Genomic DNA, 19,279 nt, shown 5'->3' with positions numbered 1-19,279 from the left:
TTGGAGCGAAGAAGAAAAAGCCCGCTCCTAATTGGAGCGGGTAAGAGCATATCCACACAAAGCTTGTATTACAGGTAGATATGGAGAGAAACTAGAAGTTGTATTTCACATCAACGCCGTAGGTACGAGGTGTGCCACGCATTACCTGATCGCCGCCAACCACGTCGGTTAGCTCGAACATGTAAGAGGCATACTCTTTGTCACCCAGGTTTTTACCCCACAGGGCTACTTCAATTTGCTCACTACTATCGAACCAGGCTAAACGGGCATTCCACAGGGAATATCCAGCTTGGCCAATATCTTCGTTGCGATCATAGCTGCTGGGATCGCCAGCGGTAACAATAGTGCCATTACTGAAGAAGACTTCACTCTGATAAGTGCCATCAACCTGCGCCATCAAAATGCCATTATCGCCCAGCGTCCAGGTGTAGTTGGCTAACAATGTTGCACTCCACTCCGGCGTATTTTGCGGCGTTTCGCCACTCAGGTCTGTGCTGCCGGTACCAGACAGTAAAGGCACAGTTAAATCAAAATCATCAAACTCAGAGTGGGTGTAACCAACACCGGCCTGAATAAACAGCGCTTCAGTTGGCTGCCAGGTTACATCCAGGTCAAGACCATAAAGTTCCAGGGCTTTGGCATTTTCAATACTGGTGCGAGGCAAGTCAGTAATTGGATCAGCAATACTGTTAAAGACTTGGGCATCTTCGTAGTCATAGTAGAAGACCGCCGCATTTAAACGCATGGTGCCATCCAACAAGGTTGACTTCAGGCCTAATTCATAAGCGGTAAGAATTTCGGGATCATATTCTGCTGTTGCGACATAGTTAGCCAGATCCGCACCAGCACCACCATTAAAACCGCCGCCTTTAAAACCACGGGTGATGGAGCCGTAGTACATCACATCTTCATCGGCGAAATAGTTCAATGCGACCTTGCCAGAAAACTCTTCATTGGTAAGATCATCGCTATAATCAACCGAGGAGACAAACGGGGTGTAAAGCGCAAAGTTGGGAATATTTGCGCTGTAGTCGATGTCAACGTCTAGCTGGGTATAACGGCCACCAACGGTTAAGGTCCAGTCTTCAGCCAGTTCATATTCTACCTGACCAAAGATCGCCTGGGTTGTCAGCTCTTGATGACCTTCACCGACACTCTCTCCCAGGAAAGGGCCCAGAGGAAAGTTAACCGGGTCCAGTGGCAGATCGCCAGAATAAGAGATCGTCTTCCAGTTAGTCGTTTCCGTTAAGTAGTACAAACCGGCAACCCAATGCATAGCATCAGACTCACCATTTAAACGGAGTTCCTGGGCAAAGGTGTGGGTGTCTACATTAAATTGGAACTCAATCAACTCCAGCGGCGTCATATCACCTTCTTCATTGTGACGCTTGCTTAGGTCGTCATAAGAGGTAATCGAGGTTAAGGAGAGTGAATCATTAATATCGTACTCAGCCTTGATGCTGCCACCCAAGGTATCAACGTTGATGGTGTAATCTTTATCGCCATGGGTTCCTTCATAAAAATCACTGTCCGACGTTAAACCATAAAGATCAGAATCGCTGTCGTTACGTGAACCGTGAATATTCACCAGAACCGAAAAATCATCGGTCGGCGTAATATCAAATAACAGGCGGCCTGCGAAGTTCTCCTTCTCAACTTCATCACCGGTACTGAGGTTTTCGATATAACCGTCAGAGGTGTAGTTGACCAGCGCTAAACGGGCATTAACGGTATCTGTCAGACTGCCCGAGACCATACCTTCGGTTTTTAAGTAACCATAAGTACCAGCACTTAACTTAACAGAGGCTTCAAATTCATCGGTGGGTTTGTTGGACACAATATTTAATGCACCACCGGTGGTATTACGACCAAACAAGGTACCCTGCGGGCCTTTAAGGACCTCCACTCGGGCAATATCGAACATGGTTGTTAACTGACCATTAGATGATCCTATAGCGCTGTCGTCCACATAAAAGCCGACAGGACCGGTATTGTTCAATCCAAAGTCATTCAACCCAATGCCACGAATATACACCGATACCACACCGCCCTCACCGGCTGGTGACATGATATTGAGGTTAGGGGTTTTTGCCGCGATTTCATTACTGCTAACGACACCCATCGCTTCCATGGTTTCACCATCAAAGGCATTAATGGCAATCCCGACATCCTGCAGGCTCTGTTCACGCTTCTGCGCAGTTACCACGATCTCTTCGAGACTAAAGATATCCTGTGCTTGCGTTGCGCCAGCGGCCAATAGGCCTAAGGCAACAGACAGGGCGTTTTTCTTAAAAGATAAGGCTCTCATACCAACTCTCCAGCTGTTTTTATAGTTGTTTGCAGTCACACCCTTTTGCAGAGTTTCTGACTACAGCAAAAACAATAACCGAGTTAGCCATTAGAAAATTGACAGCATCGGACCAAAAATTGACAACCACTGCCGAATTAATAAATAGCCAAAATAAAAAAAGGCCGCGGGGTAAACAGCGGCCTAAGAAGCGAGCGAACACGATCAAGTATTAGCTAAGTCATCATCGAATAGACACTACTTAAGATCAGAAAGAATATAGTTGGCAATAGCATCAAGAGTTTCTTCACCCAGATAGGCCTGTGGTGGCATTTCCGGGAAACCTGAACGTTTCTGAATCGGTTCAGCCACATAGGCCGCCATGGCTTCGGGTTTATTAGCGTACAAGGCCTGAATCGACTTCACGGATGGACCGTGCAGAATAGAGTCATAGGCGTGACAACCAGTACATACCGCCAGGTACGTTAAACGTCCCTTCTGCTCTGCAGTGTATTCTTCGGATTCTACCGGTTCATCCAGCATAGCAGTTTGGTAATTGGCAACACTCATATCGGCATTACACTCACCCCAACGACGAGTACCGATCGCGTTGACATCCTTCTGCGGCAAAATACAGCTATCTTTCTCTTTACCTGTGGCAACAACTTCAAAACCAGTACCGGCGCTCATCAACAGATCAGCCATAATGCCAACCGGTTTGGTGCCGTTGTTTTTCCACTGGTTATGCATAATACGCACCTGATCGGTGAAGGGGTCAACCTGGGAATCATGAGCTAAACCAAACGACAGATTATCCATTACCAGTACGGCGGCACCATCGTTATCCTCAATCACATTATTTTCTACCGTGACATTATCCGGACCAACCACCAGCAAGCCGATACCTTGCGGGATATTGGCCGCAATGGAACTGGCGGGTGCAAAGTTTTCATGGTTATTATCGGTAATCACGTTATCGCGAATGATGATGTTGTAGGCATCTTTTACTGGCAGCCCAGGAATCAGGGTTAACGCGATACCTGTAGCATTGTTGTACACCTTGTTGTTTGCCATTAAGGCATTGCGACAGTTTTCAAACTCCAGGCCCATTACATTTTCGTAGGCAACATTCTCGATAACATCGATATTGTCACTCATGCCTACGTAAATACCGGCATCTTCCGCCCCGATCACGGTATTGCCTTTGATCAGGCCATTTTTGCCGTACTGTGGGAAGATCGCGTAGAAGGCACCTTCAACATAGTTATTGATGATTTCAAAGTTATTGGCGCCCTGGGTCATAATGGCATTGCCCTTGTAACCCTTAAGTCGGAAACCATCGATCACCGAAAAATGTCCAGAGGTAATAATGCCATCGTTGAGTTTGTTCTGACCGTCAAGCCAGGCGTACTCACCATCTTTCTCAAGGCCTTTTAAGATAATATTGGATTTATCGACATAAACAGATTCATGGTAAACGCCTGGCTCTACCAATACTCGGTCACCGGGCTGAGCTTTACGTACACCATCCTGAATAGAGGTGCCCGCTTTTACTAAAATATCGGCTGCCAATACATTGACCGATACCAAGCCGGTAAAAGCCATAGCGAATAATGTCTTCATGTTTTTCATTTTAACGTTCCCCTTAAATCTCATTCTTCAATTCGCCGGTAATCGGATTAGCACCACCGTGCCCCACACTGGCTCGAGCTTTTCGCGCTAGTAAATAAGGCTTCTTGCTCAGTAATTGCTGGCGATTTTTGCTAAAGTGCGCAGCGATATCTTTCTCGCCTAATCTCACCGCAATACCACCCAGGACCTTTGCCATATCCACATAATCCTGTGGGTGAGAGGCTTCAACAGGTACATCTGCCGCTTTGCGTAAAATGTCGATGGCAGCAGCATTCTCTCTCTCTGCGACCAGCCCTTCGATCAACCAACGGTGGAAAGACAGGTTTTCTGGATCAATCGCCATGCCCTGCTCTAACAACTCGATAGCCCTAATGGGATCACCACCGGAGAATTCAGGCAGAGCCAGCAACAACTGGGCAAGCATTAACAACGGCAGTCCATCAATGACTTCAGGAGAATCTTCAACGACACCATCCAATAGGCCTCTTGCCTTTATTGAAGCCTCCATCATTTCCCGTGTGTCACTTTCCCGCATGGTGGATGCCAGCGTATACGCTGCTTTCAGTACAGTAATTTCCGGAATCAGCGGCTCAAACATTTCAACGTCGTCCAGGAGTTTCAACGCCTGTATGCGGTTTCTTTCCCAGCGCCATCCCAACTCAATGGTTAAATCGCCACCCTGATAGTGGGCGTTATACTGTTTATCCAATACTTCGAAATACGTAATATGATCACCAAGCAGGTTTAACTTGTCTTCAATGGCAAAGGCCGACAGCCAATCATCCTCGATAATTTCTCCACCGTACTGCAGCGCACAGCTCATACCAAAACGATCCCACTTCGCCTCACGCATGTCTGCATAAACAGCCTGTTTGATTTCATCATTAGCAATCGGCGCACAGAATAGCGTCATATCCAGCTTACGCTTGGCTAAAGCGGTTAATTCAGGATTTTCCATCTCGGCGAAGATAGACGTGGATTTTTTAGGTTTATCCTCTTCACTCACCCCTAGTGAAGCGACTGGCAGCAACGCCAACCCCACACATAAAGACAACAGTTGTTTCTTGGCTCTCATTGTTTTAGTTCTCCTCTAATGATGTAACGCTATCTAATCCGGACGGCAGTGTGGCGGGGACCGCGGGCAGGTTGCGCTCATCGGTTAAGCTCCCCAAAAATGCAGCGATATCGGCTTCGTCCTGATCACTGAGCTTAGGCCCCTTTGTCATATGCACATGCCAGTGAATACGCAGTGGCTGCTCTTTGGGCGCCATATGGCCGCGGGTATTGTTATAGAAGCCCACCACGTCTTTTAAATTGTCGAAAATACCGTTGTGAAAGTACGGCGCTGTTTGCCCTATATTGCGCAAGGTAGGCACGCGCATAGCCCCTTGCAGAAATTCATCATCAGAAAATTTTCCAGCCCCTGGGTCGGCAAAACCTTGCTTGTCAGCCGGTGCACCGATCACTGCTAACTCACTGTCGGTAAATAACGGCGGAACATGACATTGCGAACAGCGAGCCACAAAGCCGCGAAAGGCGTTGTGACCGCGAATCTCCTGCGGGTTCAAGGCCGATTCATCGCCATGCGCATAACGATCATAGCGACTGTTCAAGCTGATTAAGGTTGTCTGGAACGCAGCCAGGGCCTTGGCAATATTGTCGATGGTTGGCTGCTCATCAAACGCCTCATCAAACATGCGAACGTACTCAGGTTGCTCAGAGACAGCCGCGACTACACCCTCTTCCGTATTACCCATCTCATCTTCTGACAGCAATGGCAGCTTGGCTTGCTCAGGCAAGGTATCTGCCCGGCCATCCCACATATAGCGCTTGAGAAAACCCACATTCCACAGTGTTGGCGTAGCCCGCTTCAATGCCATATGGCGCCCGTCCTGCTTGGCACCCAATGATGTTTCCAAGCCATCACTTAAGCCTTTATCCAGCTGATGGCAGGAGGCGCAGGACATATCTTTATTGGCTGACAATACGGGATCAAAAAACAGATACCGCCCGAGATCGATTTGCTTGGGTGTGTAGGGCGATTCCAACTTGGGCAGATTGGCTCTAACACCGCCATGCTGGTCCGGGGAATCGTAGAAGTCATAGAGGCTGCGTAACTGACAGGTACCATCACTCACCAACTCAAAACTTGGCGGGCAATCTTCGCGTAGAACAAACTCATCTGCCTGAGCAGTAACCACCGCAAAAGCCAACACTAAACCTACATACCCAGCTACAGATCGCATGACTACTTCACTCCCAAACCCGTGATGTGCTTGATTAAGGTATCTACATCCGCATCAGAATGAATGCCTTCAGCCATCAAACGCATTTGCTGACCACGCTCATCTTCTTTATGCGTACCACGCAATCCCTTACGGAAGTTCTCGATCTGCGCACGTAAGTACCAACCGTATTGCTGGGTTAACTTCGGAGCCCCCAAATCGGGATACCCCTCACCGCCCGCACCATGACAACTTGCGCAGCCGGAGTACAAACCGCGCCCGCGAAATCCGGCAAACTCTTTTTCTGTGATAACCACCGGTTCTGGCAGACCAGACAGATAAGCCGATACGGTGGCGATCATTTTGTCGGTCAGAGGCAAGGCTATAGCGCGCATGGTTTGCCCGGCGGTATCTTCTGTATGAGTACCACGCTGGCCATCGCGAAAATGACGCAATTGGCGCTCCAAATAGGCTTGCGACATAGCCGCAATACTGGGGGCCTTCATCGCCTCATTACCCTCACCGCTGGCTCCATGGCAGGCAGCACAACGCTGTTGATAAAGGGCTTCATCTGCCTGGGTATAAACACTGGCAGCAATACCTACCAGGAAAATCAACCAGCTATAGCGTTTGAGGCTTGTGCCTAACATCATGGAAACTCCTCTCCAAACCATCTTCTTTTGGCATGAAAATACTCTATCGAGAATGGCAGAAAGCCGCTTGACGATTACGGACCAATAATTGATAAATTCGGTAAGAAGTATTGGAGCTCTCTATAAGCGCGTGTTAGATTTATCCATTATTCTTAAGAGAATTGACCATTTCGGCATAAAGTTGACGACTTCGGAAATAAGCTTGGTTCGTGCATGATTGGAAGTGAAAATAACGCTAAACACGAAGGTGTGCCTTGCGGCTGGCTGTTAGCAGCTCTGCAGGATAAAGGCCTGAGTCTTGCTCAACTCAAAGAGAGACTTCCCGGTTACCTGGACGGCAGCGAGTTATCTGATGTTGTATTACCCCTTGAGCTTTATATCGAAACCATTGAATGGGGAGCCAAAGTACTCGACAACGAAAATCTAGGTATTGAGATTTCCTGCCAAGCTAAGCCCTACCAGTTCGGCATTATTGGTTACCTTGTCGCCAACGCCGCCAGTGTTGCCGACTCCCTGGATTTAGTGACCCATTACTACAAGGTTTTTTCTCACTACTTTGATGCCTATTACACTGTAGAAGACGATATCTGTCGTTATTACTATAAGCCTGCGGCCATCAATGACAGTGATATGCGCCAGGATATTGATTTCTCACTGGGGATGATCGTCAACTCATTTAATCTCTTCACCCCGAAAGATTGGGCACCAGAACATTGTTCGTTTACCTACTCCGAACCAAAAGACACCAGTGAGTTAAAGCGTTTTTTTGGAGCTAATATTCACTTCGATCAACCAAAAAACTTTATCGCCTTTAAGAAGGATATTCTGGATATCCCGCTGTCCGACTCTGATCCTGCTTTGTTAAAAATTCTTAAGCAGCATGCCAATCAGATTCTGGAGCAAATTTCAGAAGAGAAGAGCCTCGCAGAACACGTCAAGCTGTTGATAGCTACCAACCTGGGGACGGAACAGCTCAATACCACATCCATCGCCAACAGCTTGAACATGTCGGTCCGTAATCTGCATCGATTGCTAAGTGAGAAAGGCACCTCCTTCCAACAGCTGCGTGACCAAACCACATTGGAAATTGCTAAAGAAGCTCTATTGGAAACGCAAAGTAGTGTGACTGATATCGCCCTCAAGCTAGGCTTTTCAGAATCCAGCGCCTTTGTACGAAAATTCAAGCAACAAAGCGGAATGACTCCACTTCAGTTTAGAAAATCTCACAAGGTTTAATTAAAATAGGCGCTAAATATTCGCTGAAAAGCGCCTTTAGATTTAAAGCGAACCACCTGCTCACAAGCTCTGGCAATAACATCTGGGCTGAATGCCTGGGTAAGCAGGGCTAAATGAATATGAACATCAGCAATAGATGGCCCCTTTTTTATCATATCCGAGCGCCCCAATTTTTCTGCGGTTAACTGAGCGTGTGACCAATTCATTAAAATGGTATCAACACGCTGGCTCATTAACGCTTTCATCATAGCATCAACAGAATTAAAACTGGTCAAATGCTCATATGACAAACCTGAAGCATCTTTAAGTCCAGGTGATTGATTCAACATCCCTATCCTAATCTTTTCCAGAGACTGCATTTGCTCTTCGGTAAAACTCCCGTCACGATGCCAAATAGTATTTACGCTAATACTCAGCATAGCCGTTGGGCATATGGTCATGGGTTTTGGAAAATCCTCTAGCTCAAGATCACCATATAGAATAGCCGTAGACACTTCGGCTCTACCATTGATCAATTCGAAGGGAACACGTGCATCAGGTACCAAGCTAGCATTTAGTTTAATTCCCAGCGCATCAAAGACCAGATATACACTCTCTGGGACTATACCAAGTACCTTGCCCTCTTCATTCTTATAAACAATAGGTGAAAGCCCTTCTCCATCTATATAACGAAGAGATCTTTGAGAATCCGATAAGGCTACTGCGCTGAGACTGAAGGCGAATATCAAAGAAGACAAAAAGCGAAGGGGGAAATGCATAGAATCTCCTACTCAGTGTATCTATTGTAGAAGATTCCGTAATGAACAGCAGCTAATCGCTTAGGCTTCGCGTAACACAACCGCAGGCGGTGTTTTAATCACCCGGTAACAGCTGAGCATACCCACAATACCAATCAGCGCAGCGCCCAATAGAGGGCCCGCTATCCACAGGCCGTAATGTACGGTTAATGGCATATTCATGACCCAGGTCTGCAAACCAATCAGCAGGGCTTCACCACCCATGACAGCCAGGGTGCCCGATATCAACCCAAGCACAGAGAACTCCAGCCACAGGCTACCAAGAATCAACTTACGCCCACTGCCTAGTGCACGTAACAAGCCTGCTTCGCCCTGTCGCTCGTCCATACTGGCATTAACGGCTGCGATCAATACCAACAATCCACATACCAGTACCAGCCACAGCACCAGCTCAACGCCCTGGCTTACATTGGCAACAATGGTTTGAATCTGGCTGATCACCTTATCCATCTCAATGACGACAATGGTCGGGTGCGCCAAAAGGATATCGTTGATAAAGGCTTTCTGCTCAGGTGCCAGATAAATACTGGTGAGATAGGTGGGCGAAAAGCTGTCCAAGACACCGGGGCTAAACAGGAAGTAGAAGTTGGGCCGCATGGAATCCCATTCCAGGCTGCGAATACTTGCCACGGTTGCATCCAGGGTTAACCCGCCAACACTAAAGCTGATTTGATCACCCAGTGTTACGCCCATATGCTCTGCCATTTCACTTTCTACAGAGATACCTATCGGTGCCTGCCCCGCTTGGGGTTGCCAGGTATCCCACCACTCGCCGGATAGTATTTTATTATCCGCTTGCATGGTGGGCGTCCAACTTAAGTTTGCTTCGCGGCGTAACACTTCCGCTCGCTCAGCAACTTTCATGTCGGGCACTTCACCATTGATGGTGGTAATCCGCGCGCGAACCATGGGATACAAGTTCGCGGCTTCAACCTGTTTTTCCTGTAATAGACTTTGCAGAGAATCCACTTCGTATTGCGCGATATTTAACAGGAAGTGGTTGGGTGTTTCGGGCGGCAACTGCAAGCGCCATTCATCCAAGAGATTACTGCGAATACTAAACAGGCTTAGCAGCAACATCAGCGCCGTGGCAAATACAATAATCTGCATAATGCTGCGGCCCTGCTGGCGCTGCAGATTTGCCAGGGCAAAACGCCATACATGGCCAACACGCTGACTGAGTCGGCGCCCACCCCAGAGCAGTGCAAAGGCAATTACACCGGCGACAGCCAAAAGCACGGCCATAGCAATCACAACACTAAAGGTAAGCCCCAAATCGCGACTAAAGGCGCCGATTAGCAACAGCAGGGCCAATAGTCCCCAGGCGAAGCGGCCGCTGTAGGCCAAAGATGCCACCTGCATTTCGCGGCGCAGAATTTTCAGTGGCGGTACACCAGGCAAGTGCCACAACGGCGGCAAGGTGAAAAACAGCAGGCACACCAGCCCTGTAAAAATACCAATGCCATAATCATAAACTGCGGGAGCAGCCAATTGGATAGGATAAAAGCTCTCCAGCCCCCAGGACACCAGGCGCTGTAGGCCGTCCCCTAATAAGGTACCGATAAACAGAGCGCCAATAGCGAGGAGTATCAATTGGCCGACGTACAGATAACGGATATGCCAACTTGATGCACCCAGGCTTTTCATTAACGCGACCTGATCGACATGCCTGTCGGCAAAACGCTGGGCCGCAATCACAATGGCGACACCCGATAGCAGTACACCAATCACGCCGGCCAGCAATAAAAATCTTCGCCCGGTTTTTAAGCTTGTTGCCAAACCGCGTTGCGCAGACTCCAAGTCCATTACCCGCTGGTGAGGACCCAGTGCAGGTTTTACGGTTGCAAGTAACTGGTCGATGGACTCAGGCTCATCCGCTAACAGCCACTGATAACGAATACGGCTGCCCGGCTGGATGACCTGCGTTGCCGCCAAGTCCGCCTGATTCATCAAAACCCTGGCACCGTAAAGGGAGAAGCTGTCGCCACGGTCAGGCTCACTGATAACAACCTGAGTTACTTTAAATGGCTTAACGCCAATTTCAATTTCATCGCCCAGGGATATTTTCAATAACGGCAATAAGCGAGAATCTACCCAAACCTCGCCGGGAGCAGGAACTCCCTCGGCAACCTGTATATCACTTGCCGCAGTGGCAAAAGGTGTGCGACTGATGTGCAGCTGGCCACGTAACGGATAAGCATCACTCACAGCTTTTACAGACGCGAGATGCATGCTCCCCTGAGCCTGCTCATCAGCCGCGCTGGCGGTAAATACCATGGAGGCAAACTGGGTAGACTGTGCTGATTCCACGCCCTGTTCCACAGCCTGTTGATGCCAGAGTTCTGGAATGGGCTGTGAGCTTCTAACAATTCTATCGGCCCCTAAGAATTGCGTGCTTTCTGCAATCAGCGAACGCTCAAGACGCTCGGCAAAAACATTAATACCCGTCACAATGGCAACGGCCAATACCAGGGCAACACTGAGAATTTTAATTTCGCCGCTGCGCCAGTTGCGGCGCAACAAACGCCAGGCCAATGCGGATGAAAACGTAGATCGAGCTTTCATATCAGCAGCCTTTATCAATGTGCAGCTTGTACAGCAGATAAATGGCCTGGCTCTACGGCCTTGCCAGCCTGTAACACCAAATGTTGCTCACAGCGCTGTGCCAAGCGCTGCTCATGGGTAACCAGAACCAGCGTGGTGCCCTGATCACGGTTAAGTTCGAATAACAAATCAATCACCCGCGCACCTGTTGCAGCATCAAGGTTACCGGTAGGTTCATCAGCAAAAAGAATGGCTGGCTCACTGGCGAATGCCCGTGCAATGGCAACCCGCTGTTGTTCGCCTCCCGACAACTGGCGAGGATAATGCTGTAGACGATGTGAAAGCCCGACACGCTGCAGAAACAATTCAGCCATAGCTCGCGCATTGGACTTGCCGTGTAGTTCTAGAGGTAACATGACATTTTCCAGCGCCGTTAAGCCTGGCATCAATTGAAAGGACTGGAAGACAAAACCCACCGATTTGGCTCGCACAGCCGCCCTGCCCTCTTCATCCAGCCCGGTAAGATCATCACCATCCAGCTCAACACTGCCCGCAGTTGGTTCATCAAGACCGGCGAGTATACCCAGCAATGTGGATTTGCCAGAGCCGGATGCACCGGTAATAGCCAGGCTTTTACCTCGCTCCAGGTTCAGGGAGACAGAGTCCAATATCGTTAATGAGCCTTCCGCCGTTTGCACCACTTTACTAAGCTGTCTGGCTATTAACATACTCTGATCCCCATACAATGCGGTTAATTCTGGTTGATAGAACTGATTCTTAAAGAGATAGTCAAAAGAGTCAAAAAGGTTGACACTTCTTTACCCACAATTGATATACACTTGCCAAATCAATCTCTGTAAAAGGCCATAGCATGAAAACAAAGCCCTTTATTACTGGTGTAATCCTAAGCCTGCTGGTCAGTATCAGCGCCAGGGCAGAGACTATTATGGTACTGGGCGACAGTCTCAGTGCGGGCTATGGCATTGATCCGTCACAGGGCTGGGTCAACCTGTTGCAACAACAGTTGGGAGATGACCACAAGGTGATTAATGCCAGTGTCTCCGGAGAAACCAGCGGCGGTGGTTTACATCGCCTTCCTCCTCTTCTACGAGAGCATACCCCCGATTGGATCATCCTTGAGCTAGGTGGCAATGACGGCCTGCGTGGTTATCCACTGACAACGGTACGACGCAACCTCGAGCAGATTATTGATACCAGCACCAAATCGGGCGGACGCGTGCTGTTAATTGGTATGCATATTCCGCCCAACTATGGCCCCCGTTACAGCCAGCAATTCTCATCGCTCTATGTCGAGCTGGCAGAAAACTATGACCTGCCGATAATTGCCAACTTTATCGACACCGTGGCTACCTCTCCTGAGCTTATGCAAGCTGACGGCATTCATCCCACTGCCGAAGCACAACCCCTATTGATGGAACAGGTATTCACAACCTTAAAGCCGCAGTTAAAGAATACCTCTCCTTAAGGGATACCCTTGAGTACTGGTTAATAGGGACAGGTTTAATACCTCCGATATTTGAGCTGTTACTTATTGCAAACCCGTACAGAACTTATCGGGGGCAATCACAGGTAATCCTTGATCAAGATCATAATTTCCCCCATATAGCCGCCTAATAATTGCAGCCACTTGAAGATAGATAACGCACGTGGCTGACAATGATCAAACTCGCTTCACTCGTAAATAGCCCAATTCATCATACTGTTCATCACTCCATGATTCGGCCAATGGTTGGTATGGCCGCACGTCACTGCCCTTTTTCACTGCAAAAAAAAGTGATGGGTAAACTGCTTCCCCAAGCCTTTAGCGAAGCACTAAGGGATGGCGACCTGGATTTTCTGCAGGACCGTTTTGTTAGCCTGAAGATCGATGACCTGAAATACAGGTTAACCTTGACGCTGACCAACAACCAGTTACAAATTATTCCCAATACAAAACCTGCGGAAGTCACCATAGGCGGTAACCTGGATGAATTTATTCGCTTAGCCGCCCGCAAAGAAGACCCGGATACACTGTTCTTTCAGCGACGTCTGACTATTGAAGGCAATACCGAGCTGGGACTGGAGGTCAAAAACCTTATCGACAGCATTGATATAGCGGACCTGCCCAACTGGATACAACGCAGTCTGCAATATGCCGATTTGTTTATTGCCAAACATTGATTTTTAAATAGTACAGGAACACACGCCATGGAGCTTGTATGCCCCGCCGGAAGTTTGCCTGCCCTAAAATCTGCTGTCGACAATGGTGCCGATGCTGTCTATATCGGTTTTAAAGATGACACCAACGCTCGCCATTTTGCGGGACTAAACTTTAATGATAAAAAAGCCCAACGTGCACTGGATTACGCGCGCGACCACGGTGTAAAAATCTTCGTTGCTATTAATACCTACGCACAATCCAAAGGTTGGCAACGTTGGCAACGAGCCGTTGATACGGCTACCGATCTCGGCGTTGATGCACTGATTATTGCCGACATGGGGGTTATGGGTTATGCCCGCAATCGCCATCCGGATTTAGCACTGCATCTATCGGTGCAAGGCTCGGCCACCAACGCCGAAGCCATGCGCTTTTATCAACAGGAATTTGGTATACGCCGCGCGGTACTGCCCAGGGTATTGTCTTTAGCACAGGTAAAATATGTGGCCGAACACAGCCCGGTTGATTTGGAAGTCTTTGGTTTTGGCAGTTTATGCATAATGGCCGAAGGCCGCTGCCATCTATCAAGCTATGTAACCGATGAATCGCCCAATACTTGTGGAGCCTGTTCCCCCGCTAAAGATGTACGCTGGCACGAAACGGATTACGGTCGTGAGTCACGACTCAACCATGTTTTGATAGACCGATACAAAGACGGCGAAAATGCGGGTTACCCTACGCTCTGTAAAGGTCGGTTTGAAGTTGACGGTAATGTTTTTCATGCCCTGGAAGAACCCACCAGCCTTAATACCCTGCAATTAATTCCCGAACTGGCCTCTATAGGCATTAAAGCGATCAAGCTTGAAGGTCGGCAACGCAGCCCCGCCTATGTAGAACAGGTGGTTCGAGTCTGGCGCCAAGCGCTGGACACTTACCAACAGGAAAAAGACAGCTTTGCTCCCAGAGCAGAATGGCTGCAATCGCTGGATAAGGTTTCTGAAGGTTCACAAACTACCCTGGGTGCCTACCACCGAGCCTGGCAATAACCGACGATTCTAATGAGACCTGAAACCCTATGACACAATCTGTAACGTCACCCTTAAAGCTCTCACTGGGCCCGATCCTTTACTACTGGCCCCGCCAAAAAGTCGAAGACTTCTACCAACAAATGCTGCATGCCCCGGTGGATATTATTTACCTGGGTGAAGCGGTCTGCTCTAAACGCCAGGAACTGCGAACCGGTGACTGGCTTGAACTTGCAACCGCGCTGTGTGATTCCGGTAAACAAATCGTTATGTCGACACTTGCCTTGATTGAAGCCCGATCTGAAATCAGTGCACTGCGAAAAATTTGTGATAACAGCCCTTGTCTGGTTGAAGCCAACGATATGGGTGCAGTGAATTTACTGGCGGAACGCAAGCTGCCGTTTGTCTCGGGCTCATCAGTTAATATTTACAACGCCTATAGTCTGCAAACCCTTTATCAAAAAGGCATGCAACGCTGGGTTATGCCCGTAGAGCTGAACGCCGAAACCCTTAAGGATATTTTGGCGGATGCTCAGCAATTAGGGTTTGCCGATAAAATCGAAACCGAAATTTTCAGTTACGGTAAACTGCCTTTAGCCTATTCCGCCCGCTGCTTTATTGCTCGCGCCAAAAATCTGCCCAAAGACGACTGCCAACTCAGCTGTATTCAATACCCTGATGGCCTGGTGATGAACACTCAGGAAAGTCATCAACTGTTTACTCTCAATGGCATTCAAACCCAATCCGCATCCCTTTATAACCTGCTGGGGGAATGGCAAACCATGCAGGATATTGGCGTGGACATTATGCGTATCAGCCCACAATCAACGGATACTCTAGGCATCATTAACCGCTATCATGAGGCCATCCATCAGCAAGCCAGCATAATCAATCTGGTGCCTGAACATCAGCTACAGGACAACTGTAACGGGTATTGGTACGGGCAACCGGGAATGGACTGGGTTAATGCTGATAACAGCTGAAATACTCATTATCTGTGAGTGAAACGACATAATTCCGGAAAATAATGCCACTTTTCGACATGGATACTGGCACTGCTCTACTATTCATTGGAGAATGAAATATCAATCTAGAGTGTGTTAAGTCCTATGACAGTTCCAGTACAAGGTTACTGTGACAGTGCCTTTAGCCAGGTTCGCGAAGCCTTCACCCAGAACTTTATTGATCACGGCGAATTAGGCGCTGCCTGCAGTGTCTATATAGAGGGCAAAAAAGTCGTCGATCTCTGGGGTGGTTTTCAGGATAAAAACCGCAGCAAGCCCTGGCAGCAAGACACCCTGGTAGGCTTTTATTCTGTGAGTAAAGCCATTGCAGCACTGTGTACCTTACAACTTGTCGATCAAGGTTTACTCGCACTGGATAAACCTATTGCCAGTGTATGGCCCGAGTTTGCCGCCAACGGTAAAGAGCAAATTACACTGCGTCAGCTGCTCAGTCATCAGGCTGGCCTGATAAGCTTTGAAAAGCGTTTAACCAATGAAGACCTGTTTAACTGGTCGCCCATCGTTAAGGCACTGGAAGAACAAGCCCCCTGGTTTGAGCCGGGAACCCAGGCGGTGTATCACACCAATACCTACGGTCATTTAATTGGCGAACCGTTACGACGCATCACCGGCAAAAGTGTCGGCCAGTACCTGCAAGAACATATTAGCCAGCCATTGAATGAAGAAGTCTACTTCGGCTTACCCGATGCAACCCTGAACCGTGTTGCCGATATAGTTTGGCACCCCAGCGATCAGCCACCCCCTGCCAGCATTTTGGATAACCCTATTAACGAAACCCAGCAGATGGTGAATTTAAGCTACTTTAATCCCCCGGGTTTTGCCGGGCTGGGCGTTATGAATGGCCGTGGTTGGCGCCAGGCCGAAGTACCTTCCACCAATGGTCACGGTACCGCGCGTGGCATTGCCCATGTTTACCAGCAGCTCGCCGGTGCAGGCAAAGTACCTGGGCCTCAGTTACTGAGTCAGGATTTACTGCAGGAAGCGACAACGAAACAGTCGGAGAATTTTGACTGCCCGGTACTGGGACGCCCGGTGTGTTTTGGTTTGGGCTTTCAACCCACCCGCGACTATCGTCAGTTTGGTCCCAATGCTCACAGCTTTGGGCATTTTGGTAGCGGCGGATCAGCGGGCTTTGGGGATCCCGATTGCCAGCTGGGCTTTGGTTATGTGATGAATGATATTACGCCGAGGTGGCAGAGCCCGCGGAATCAGGCGTTGATTGATGCTGTTTATGGGTGTTTGTAAAATTTCGGTAGGTATTTTCAAACGCAGATCTAAAAAAGACACTGGATACCCAAAGCACTCGCCTTGCTCGCGGGGCAGGCTCTTCCTGCCTGCGCAGGAATGACGACTCGAATAAAGTACGATCATCTCAAACCGTCGCTCCTACCCCAGGGTACCTTCTCTTGCTGCGCAATTCACCTTGTGCGAAGGCAGGAGCCTAGTGTCTTTTACTCGCCGAGATTGTAAAGGTGCCTTAGTTACACCATATCCTTGTATGGGTTTTCTGCACTAAGATCAATTTTATTATCAAAGCCCGGCATACTGATACTGTCCGCAGAAATCTCAATGTCTGCTTCGTCAATCATATTCTCGCCAAACTTGTAGATAGTTTTGAGATCACCAGCCAAAGCGGCCTGTTCGTAAGCTTCGGCGTGTCGACGCACAGCTTCACGACGCTCACGGTAAGTTGCCATGGCGTCTTCACCATAACGTTTGGTCATCATGGACTCAACAATATGCGGGGCAAATACAGCCGCCGAAGCATTATTGCCACCAAAACCTTTGGAGTTAAGGAAGCTGACATCCATGCCCTGCTGACCCACAGCGACATCCTTGACGGAAATATTCAGACGATCATCGTAAACATCGTCAGCGACTTTATCGATGGTTTTCACACCGGGAACGATCCCGTATTTAAACACCCCCAATGAGCTGGCCAACTGATCGCCACTGGCAGAGGACAACGGGTGACCGACAAAGGCTTTCACAGCCGAAATAGGCCAATCTTTAATATCGAAGGCTTCCGCCACCTTATCGAAAATAATCGATTCGGTTACGCGGTTAGCCGGGGTGCTGGAACCGTGGGCCTGAATAAAGGAGCGCTCACGCACACTTTCTTCGCCAATAATGGCTGCTGCGTTGGCCAACGATTTGGCCATGGTGATGTAGTTACCCGGGCCAGGAGCCGAAATAGATTTTTTCGGGCCATCGGCATTGATAAAGACTTCCGGTACGGCACCGTGAATATCGGCACCCAGTTCCAATGCCAGGGCATCGTCCATCAACATAAAGAACTGTGCAGACTCTGCCAGGGTAAAGCCGCAGTTTTCACCAAAGGGGCGACTGGCTTTACGGTAGTCTGGCTCTTCACCTTCAGGAGTACCCAGCACTTTTGTCAAGCCGTCAACCGATGCCAGGGCACTCATATTGCCATAGCCATCGATAATTTCTGACTGGATAGGCGCCTCAGAGGAGCCCACTAAAACAACACGGCGTTTACCAGACACAATATCGCTAATACCGGCCTGCAGGTTGTATAAGAAAGTCGCACAGGCGCCGGTTAAAGCACCGGTTTGGCCAACACTACCCAGCACATAGGCGTTAATAAAGTCGGCAGGCATAGTATTCAAACCCAGCGGCAACTGCTTGGCGGTAACACGCTTGCCCATTAAGCGGGACTTCATCATACCGCCATTACCGTTTTCGTCGTTCTGCCCCATCACACTGCTGGCGTATACGCCTATCTCGTCAGGCGCTACAGCATCAACGATGGTTTGCCATTCAATACCGGTTGATTGCACGGCATCGGAAGCCGCAACGACAGTTAGCTGTAAACCACGAGGATGGAAACGCGAAGTGTAATGTTCGCCTGGCTCAAAACCTTTAGGTAACTGGCCAGCGGATTTCACCGGCATTTCGCGTGTCGCATCAAACTTCACATTGACGCCATCAAGCAGCTGCACCTTCACCATGCCGTCATCAAGTTCTGTCACTTGCCAGGATTCTGGCAGGGATTCCGGCAATTGTTTTTTCTTGGTAACGAAGGTCAGGGCTTCGCCCTCTGCAGGCGCGATGGTGGCTTCTTTGTGCCAGTGCACATTGTCGACATCCAGGTGTTGCTCTTCGATGCGACGAACCAGGGTGGAATTCAGGATCTGCTCTTCGTACTTGCTCGCCACTTCTTCAGCGGTGTAGCTATTGCCTTCAGCATCGCTATATTGGCCATCAGTAAAGGAAACCAGCTTCATCAATGTCGCCAGGCCTACCAGCGTTTCCTGGCGATCCTCGGCTGATAAGCTTTCAATCACAGTGCGGCGGTAACCGTGGTGGAAAGAACTGCGTCCAGCAGCATTAAATCCACCAAAACCAACGATAACGGGCAAGCGAGACATAGGTAATTCTTCTTTATCAACTAATACACGGTAACCCACGCAAAAGCCCCGTTTTGCCGACTGCTCCCAAGCGCGTTACAGGAGTCCATGGCCAAACAGGTGGTTTCAGGGGTTATAGGATAAAGACAAGTTTATGCCTCTGGGATGGCCACAGATAGGGGATTCTGGCCATAATTTTTGCCATACAGGACTTTATTTTGGCCATAAGTTTGGGCATAAAGGCCAATATAACGTTTTTGAAGCAAATAAAAAGCCGCTATTTCGAAGTGAAATAGCGGCTTTTTAGCGAAAAATAGCGCTGA

General features: G+C 48.8%; 15 protein-coding genes. 6 read left to right on the top strand and 9 right to left on the bottom strand.

What is annotated here, in order from left to right:
• Nucleotides 1-91: 91 nt before the first annotated feature.
• The 5 genes from ACGHZ6_RS08755 to ACGHZ6_RS08735 form a co-directional block, all read right to left on the bottom strand.
• On the bottom strand, nt 92-2,308 hold the full coding sequence (locus ACGHZ6_RS08755) for a TonB-dependent receptor (RefSeq protein WP_390618456.1): 2,217 nt from the start codon (nt 2,306-2,308) through the stop codon (nt 92-94).
• A gap of 237 nt (nt 2,309-2,545) precedes the next feature.
• The gene (locus ACGHZ6_RS08750) at nt 2,546-3,919 is read right to left on the bottom strand and encodes a parallel beta-helix domain-containing protein (protein ID WP_390618455.1); all 1,374 of its coding nucleotides are present in this window, start codon (nt 3,917-3,919) and stop codon (nt 2,546-2,548) included.
• Nucleotides 3,920-3,932: 13 nt separating this feature from the next.
• Nucleotides 3,933-4,994 carry a tetratricopeptide repeat protein gene (locus ACGHZ6_RS08745; RefSeq protein WP_390618454.1) on the bottom strand — a complete coding sequence of 354 codons (1,062 nt, stop codon included), beginning with the start codon at nt 4,992-4,994 and terminating at the stop codon, nt 3,933-3,935.
• Between the two features lie 4 nt (nt 4,995-4,998).
• Complete coding sequence (locus ACGHZ6_RS08740) at nt 4,999-6,165, bottom strand: cytochrome-c peroxidase (RefSeq protein ID WP_390618453.1); 1,167 nt, start codon at nt 6,163-6,165, stop codon at nt 4,999-5,001.
• A gap of 2 nt (nt 6,166-6,167) precedes the next feature.
• Nucleotides 6,168-6,797 (bottom strand): c-type cytochrome, encoded by a 630-nt coding sequence (locus ACGHZ6_RS08735; protein ID WP_390618452.1) that lies wholly within the window; start codon nt 6,795-6,797, stop codon nt 6,168-6,170.
• A 213-nt stretch (nt 6,798-7,010) separates the two neighbouring features.
• On the opposite strand from ACGHZ6_RS08735, the gene ACGHZ6_RS08730 reads away from it, so the two are divergent.
• Nucleotides 7,011-8,033 carry an AraC family transcriptional regulator gene (locus tag ACGHZ6_RS08730; RefSeq protein WP_390618451.1) on the top strand — a complete coding sequence of 341 codons (1,023 nt, stop codon included), beginning with the start codon at nt 7,011-7,013 and terminating at the stop codon, nt 8,031-8,033.
• Here ACGHZ6_RS08730 and ACGHZ6_RS08725 read toward each other — a convergent pair.
• Genes ACGHZ6_RS08725 through ACGHZ6_RS08715 form a run of 3 tightly spaced genes read right to left on the bottom strand, consistent with a single transcriptional unit; the run spans nt 8,030 to nt 12,102 of the window.
• On the bottom strand, nt 8,030-8,791 hold the full coding sequence (locus tag ACGHZ6_RS08725; protein WP_390618450.1) for a hypothetical protein: 762 nt from the start codon (nt 8,789-8,791) through the stop codon (nt 8,030-8,032). The genes ACGHZ6_RS08730 and ACGHZ6_RS08725 overlap by 4 nt on opposite strands.
• A 60-nt stretch (nt 8,792-8,851) precedes the next feature.
• On the bottom strand, nt 8,852-11,395 hold the full coding sequence (locus ACGHZ6_RS08720) for an ABC transporter permease (RefSeq protein ID WP_390618449.1): 2,544 nt from the start codon (nt 11,393-11,395) through the stop codon (nt 8,852-8,854).
• Nucleotides 11,396-11,409: 14 nt separating this feature from the next.
• Entirely contained in the window at nt 11,410-12,102 is a 693-nt protein-coding gene (locus tag ACGHZ6_RS08715) for an ABC transporter ATP-binding protein (protein WP_390618448.1), read from the bottom strand.
• Nucleotides 12,103-12,245: 143 nt separating this feature from the next.
• Between ACGHZ6_RS08715 and ACGHZ6_RS08710 the strand changes: the two genes are divergently transcribed.
• The 5 genes from ACGHZ6_RS08710 to ACGHZ6_RS08690 all read left to right on the top strand — a co-directional run bounded on the left by ACGHZ6_RS08710 (nt 12,246) and on the right by ACGHZ6_RS08690 (nt 16,827).
• Nucleotides 12,246-12,860, top strand: a complete 615-nt coding sequence (locus ACGHZ6_RS08710; protein ID WP_390618447.1) for an arylesterase — start codon at nt 12,246-12,248, stop codon at nt 12,858-12,860.
• Nucleotides 12,861-13,051: 191 nt separating this feature from the next.
• The gene (locus tag ACGHZ6_RS08705) at nt 13,052-13,555 is read left to right on the top strand and encodes an SCP2 domain-containing protein (protein WP_390618446.1); all 504 of its coding nucleotides are present in this window, start codon (nt 13,052-13,054) and stop codon (nt 13,553-13,555) included.
• A gap of 27 nt (nt 13,556-13,582) precedes the next feature.
• The gene (locus tag ACGHZ6_RS08700) at nt 13,583-14,578 is read left to right on the top strand and encodes a peptidase U32 family protein (protein ID WP_390618445.1); all 996 of its coding nucleotides are present in this window, start codon (nt 13,583-13,585) and stop codon (nt 14,576-14,578) included.
• Nucleotides 14,579-14,607: 29 nt separating this feature from the next.
• Entirely contained in the window at nt 14,608-15,540 is a 933-nt protein-coding gene (locus tag ACGHZ6_RS08695) for a U32 family peptidase (RefSeq protein ID WP_390618444.1), read from the top strand.
• A gap of 126 nt (nt 15,541-15,666) precedes the next feature.
• Entirely contained in the window at nt 15,667-16,827 is a 1,161-nt protein-coding gene (locus ACGHZ6_RS08690; RefSeq protein WP_390618443.1) for a serine hydrolase domain-containing protein, read from the top strand.
• A 236-nt stretch (nt 16,828-17,063) separates the two neighbouring features.
• Here ACGHZ6_RS08690 and ACGHZ6_RS08685 read toward each other — a convergent pair whose 3' ends face one another.
• Entirely contained in the window at nt 17,064-18,977 is a 1,914-nt protein-coding gene (locus tag ACGHZ6_RS08685; RefSeq protein WP_390618442.1) for a beta-ketoacyl synthase, read from the bottom strand.
• Between the last annotated feature and the right edge of the window lie 302 nt (nt 18,978-19,279).

It is taken from the genome of Maricurvus nonylphenolicus, assembly GCF_042854845.1.
Classification (GTDB): domain Bacteria; phylum Pseudomonadota; class Gammaproteobacteria; order Pseudomonadales; family Cellvibrionaceae; genus Maricurvus; species Maricurvus nonylphenolicus.
Note: the sequence above shows the minus strand (reverse complement) of the source record. Positions and strands in the feature narration are given on the sequence as shown.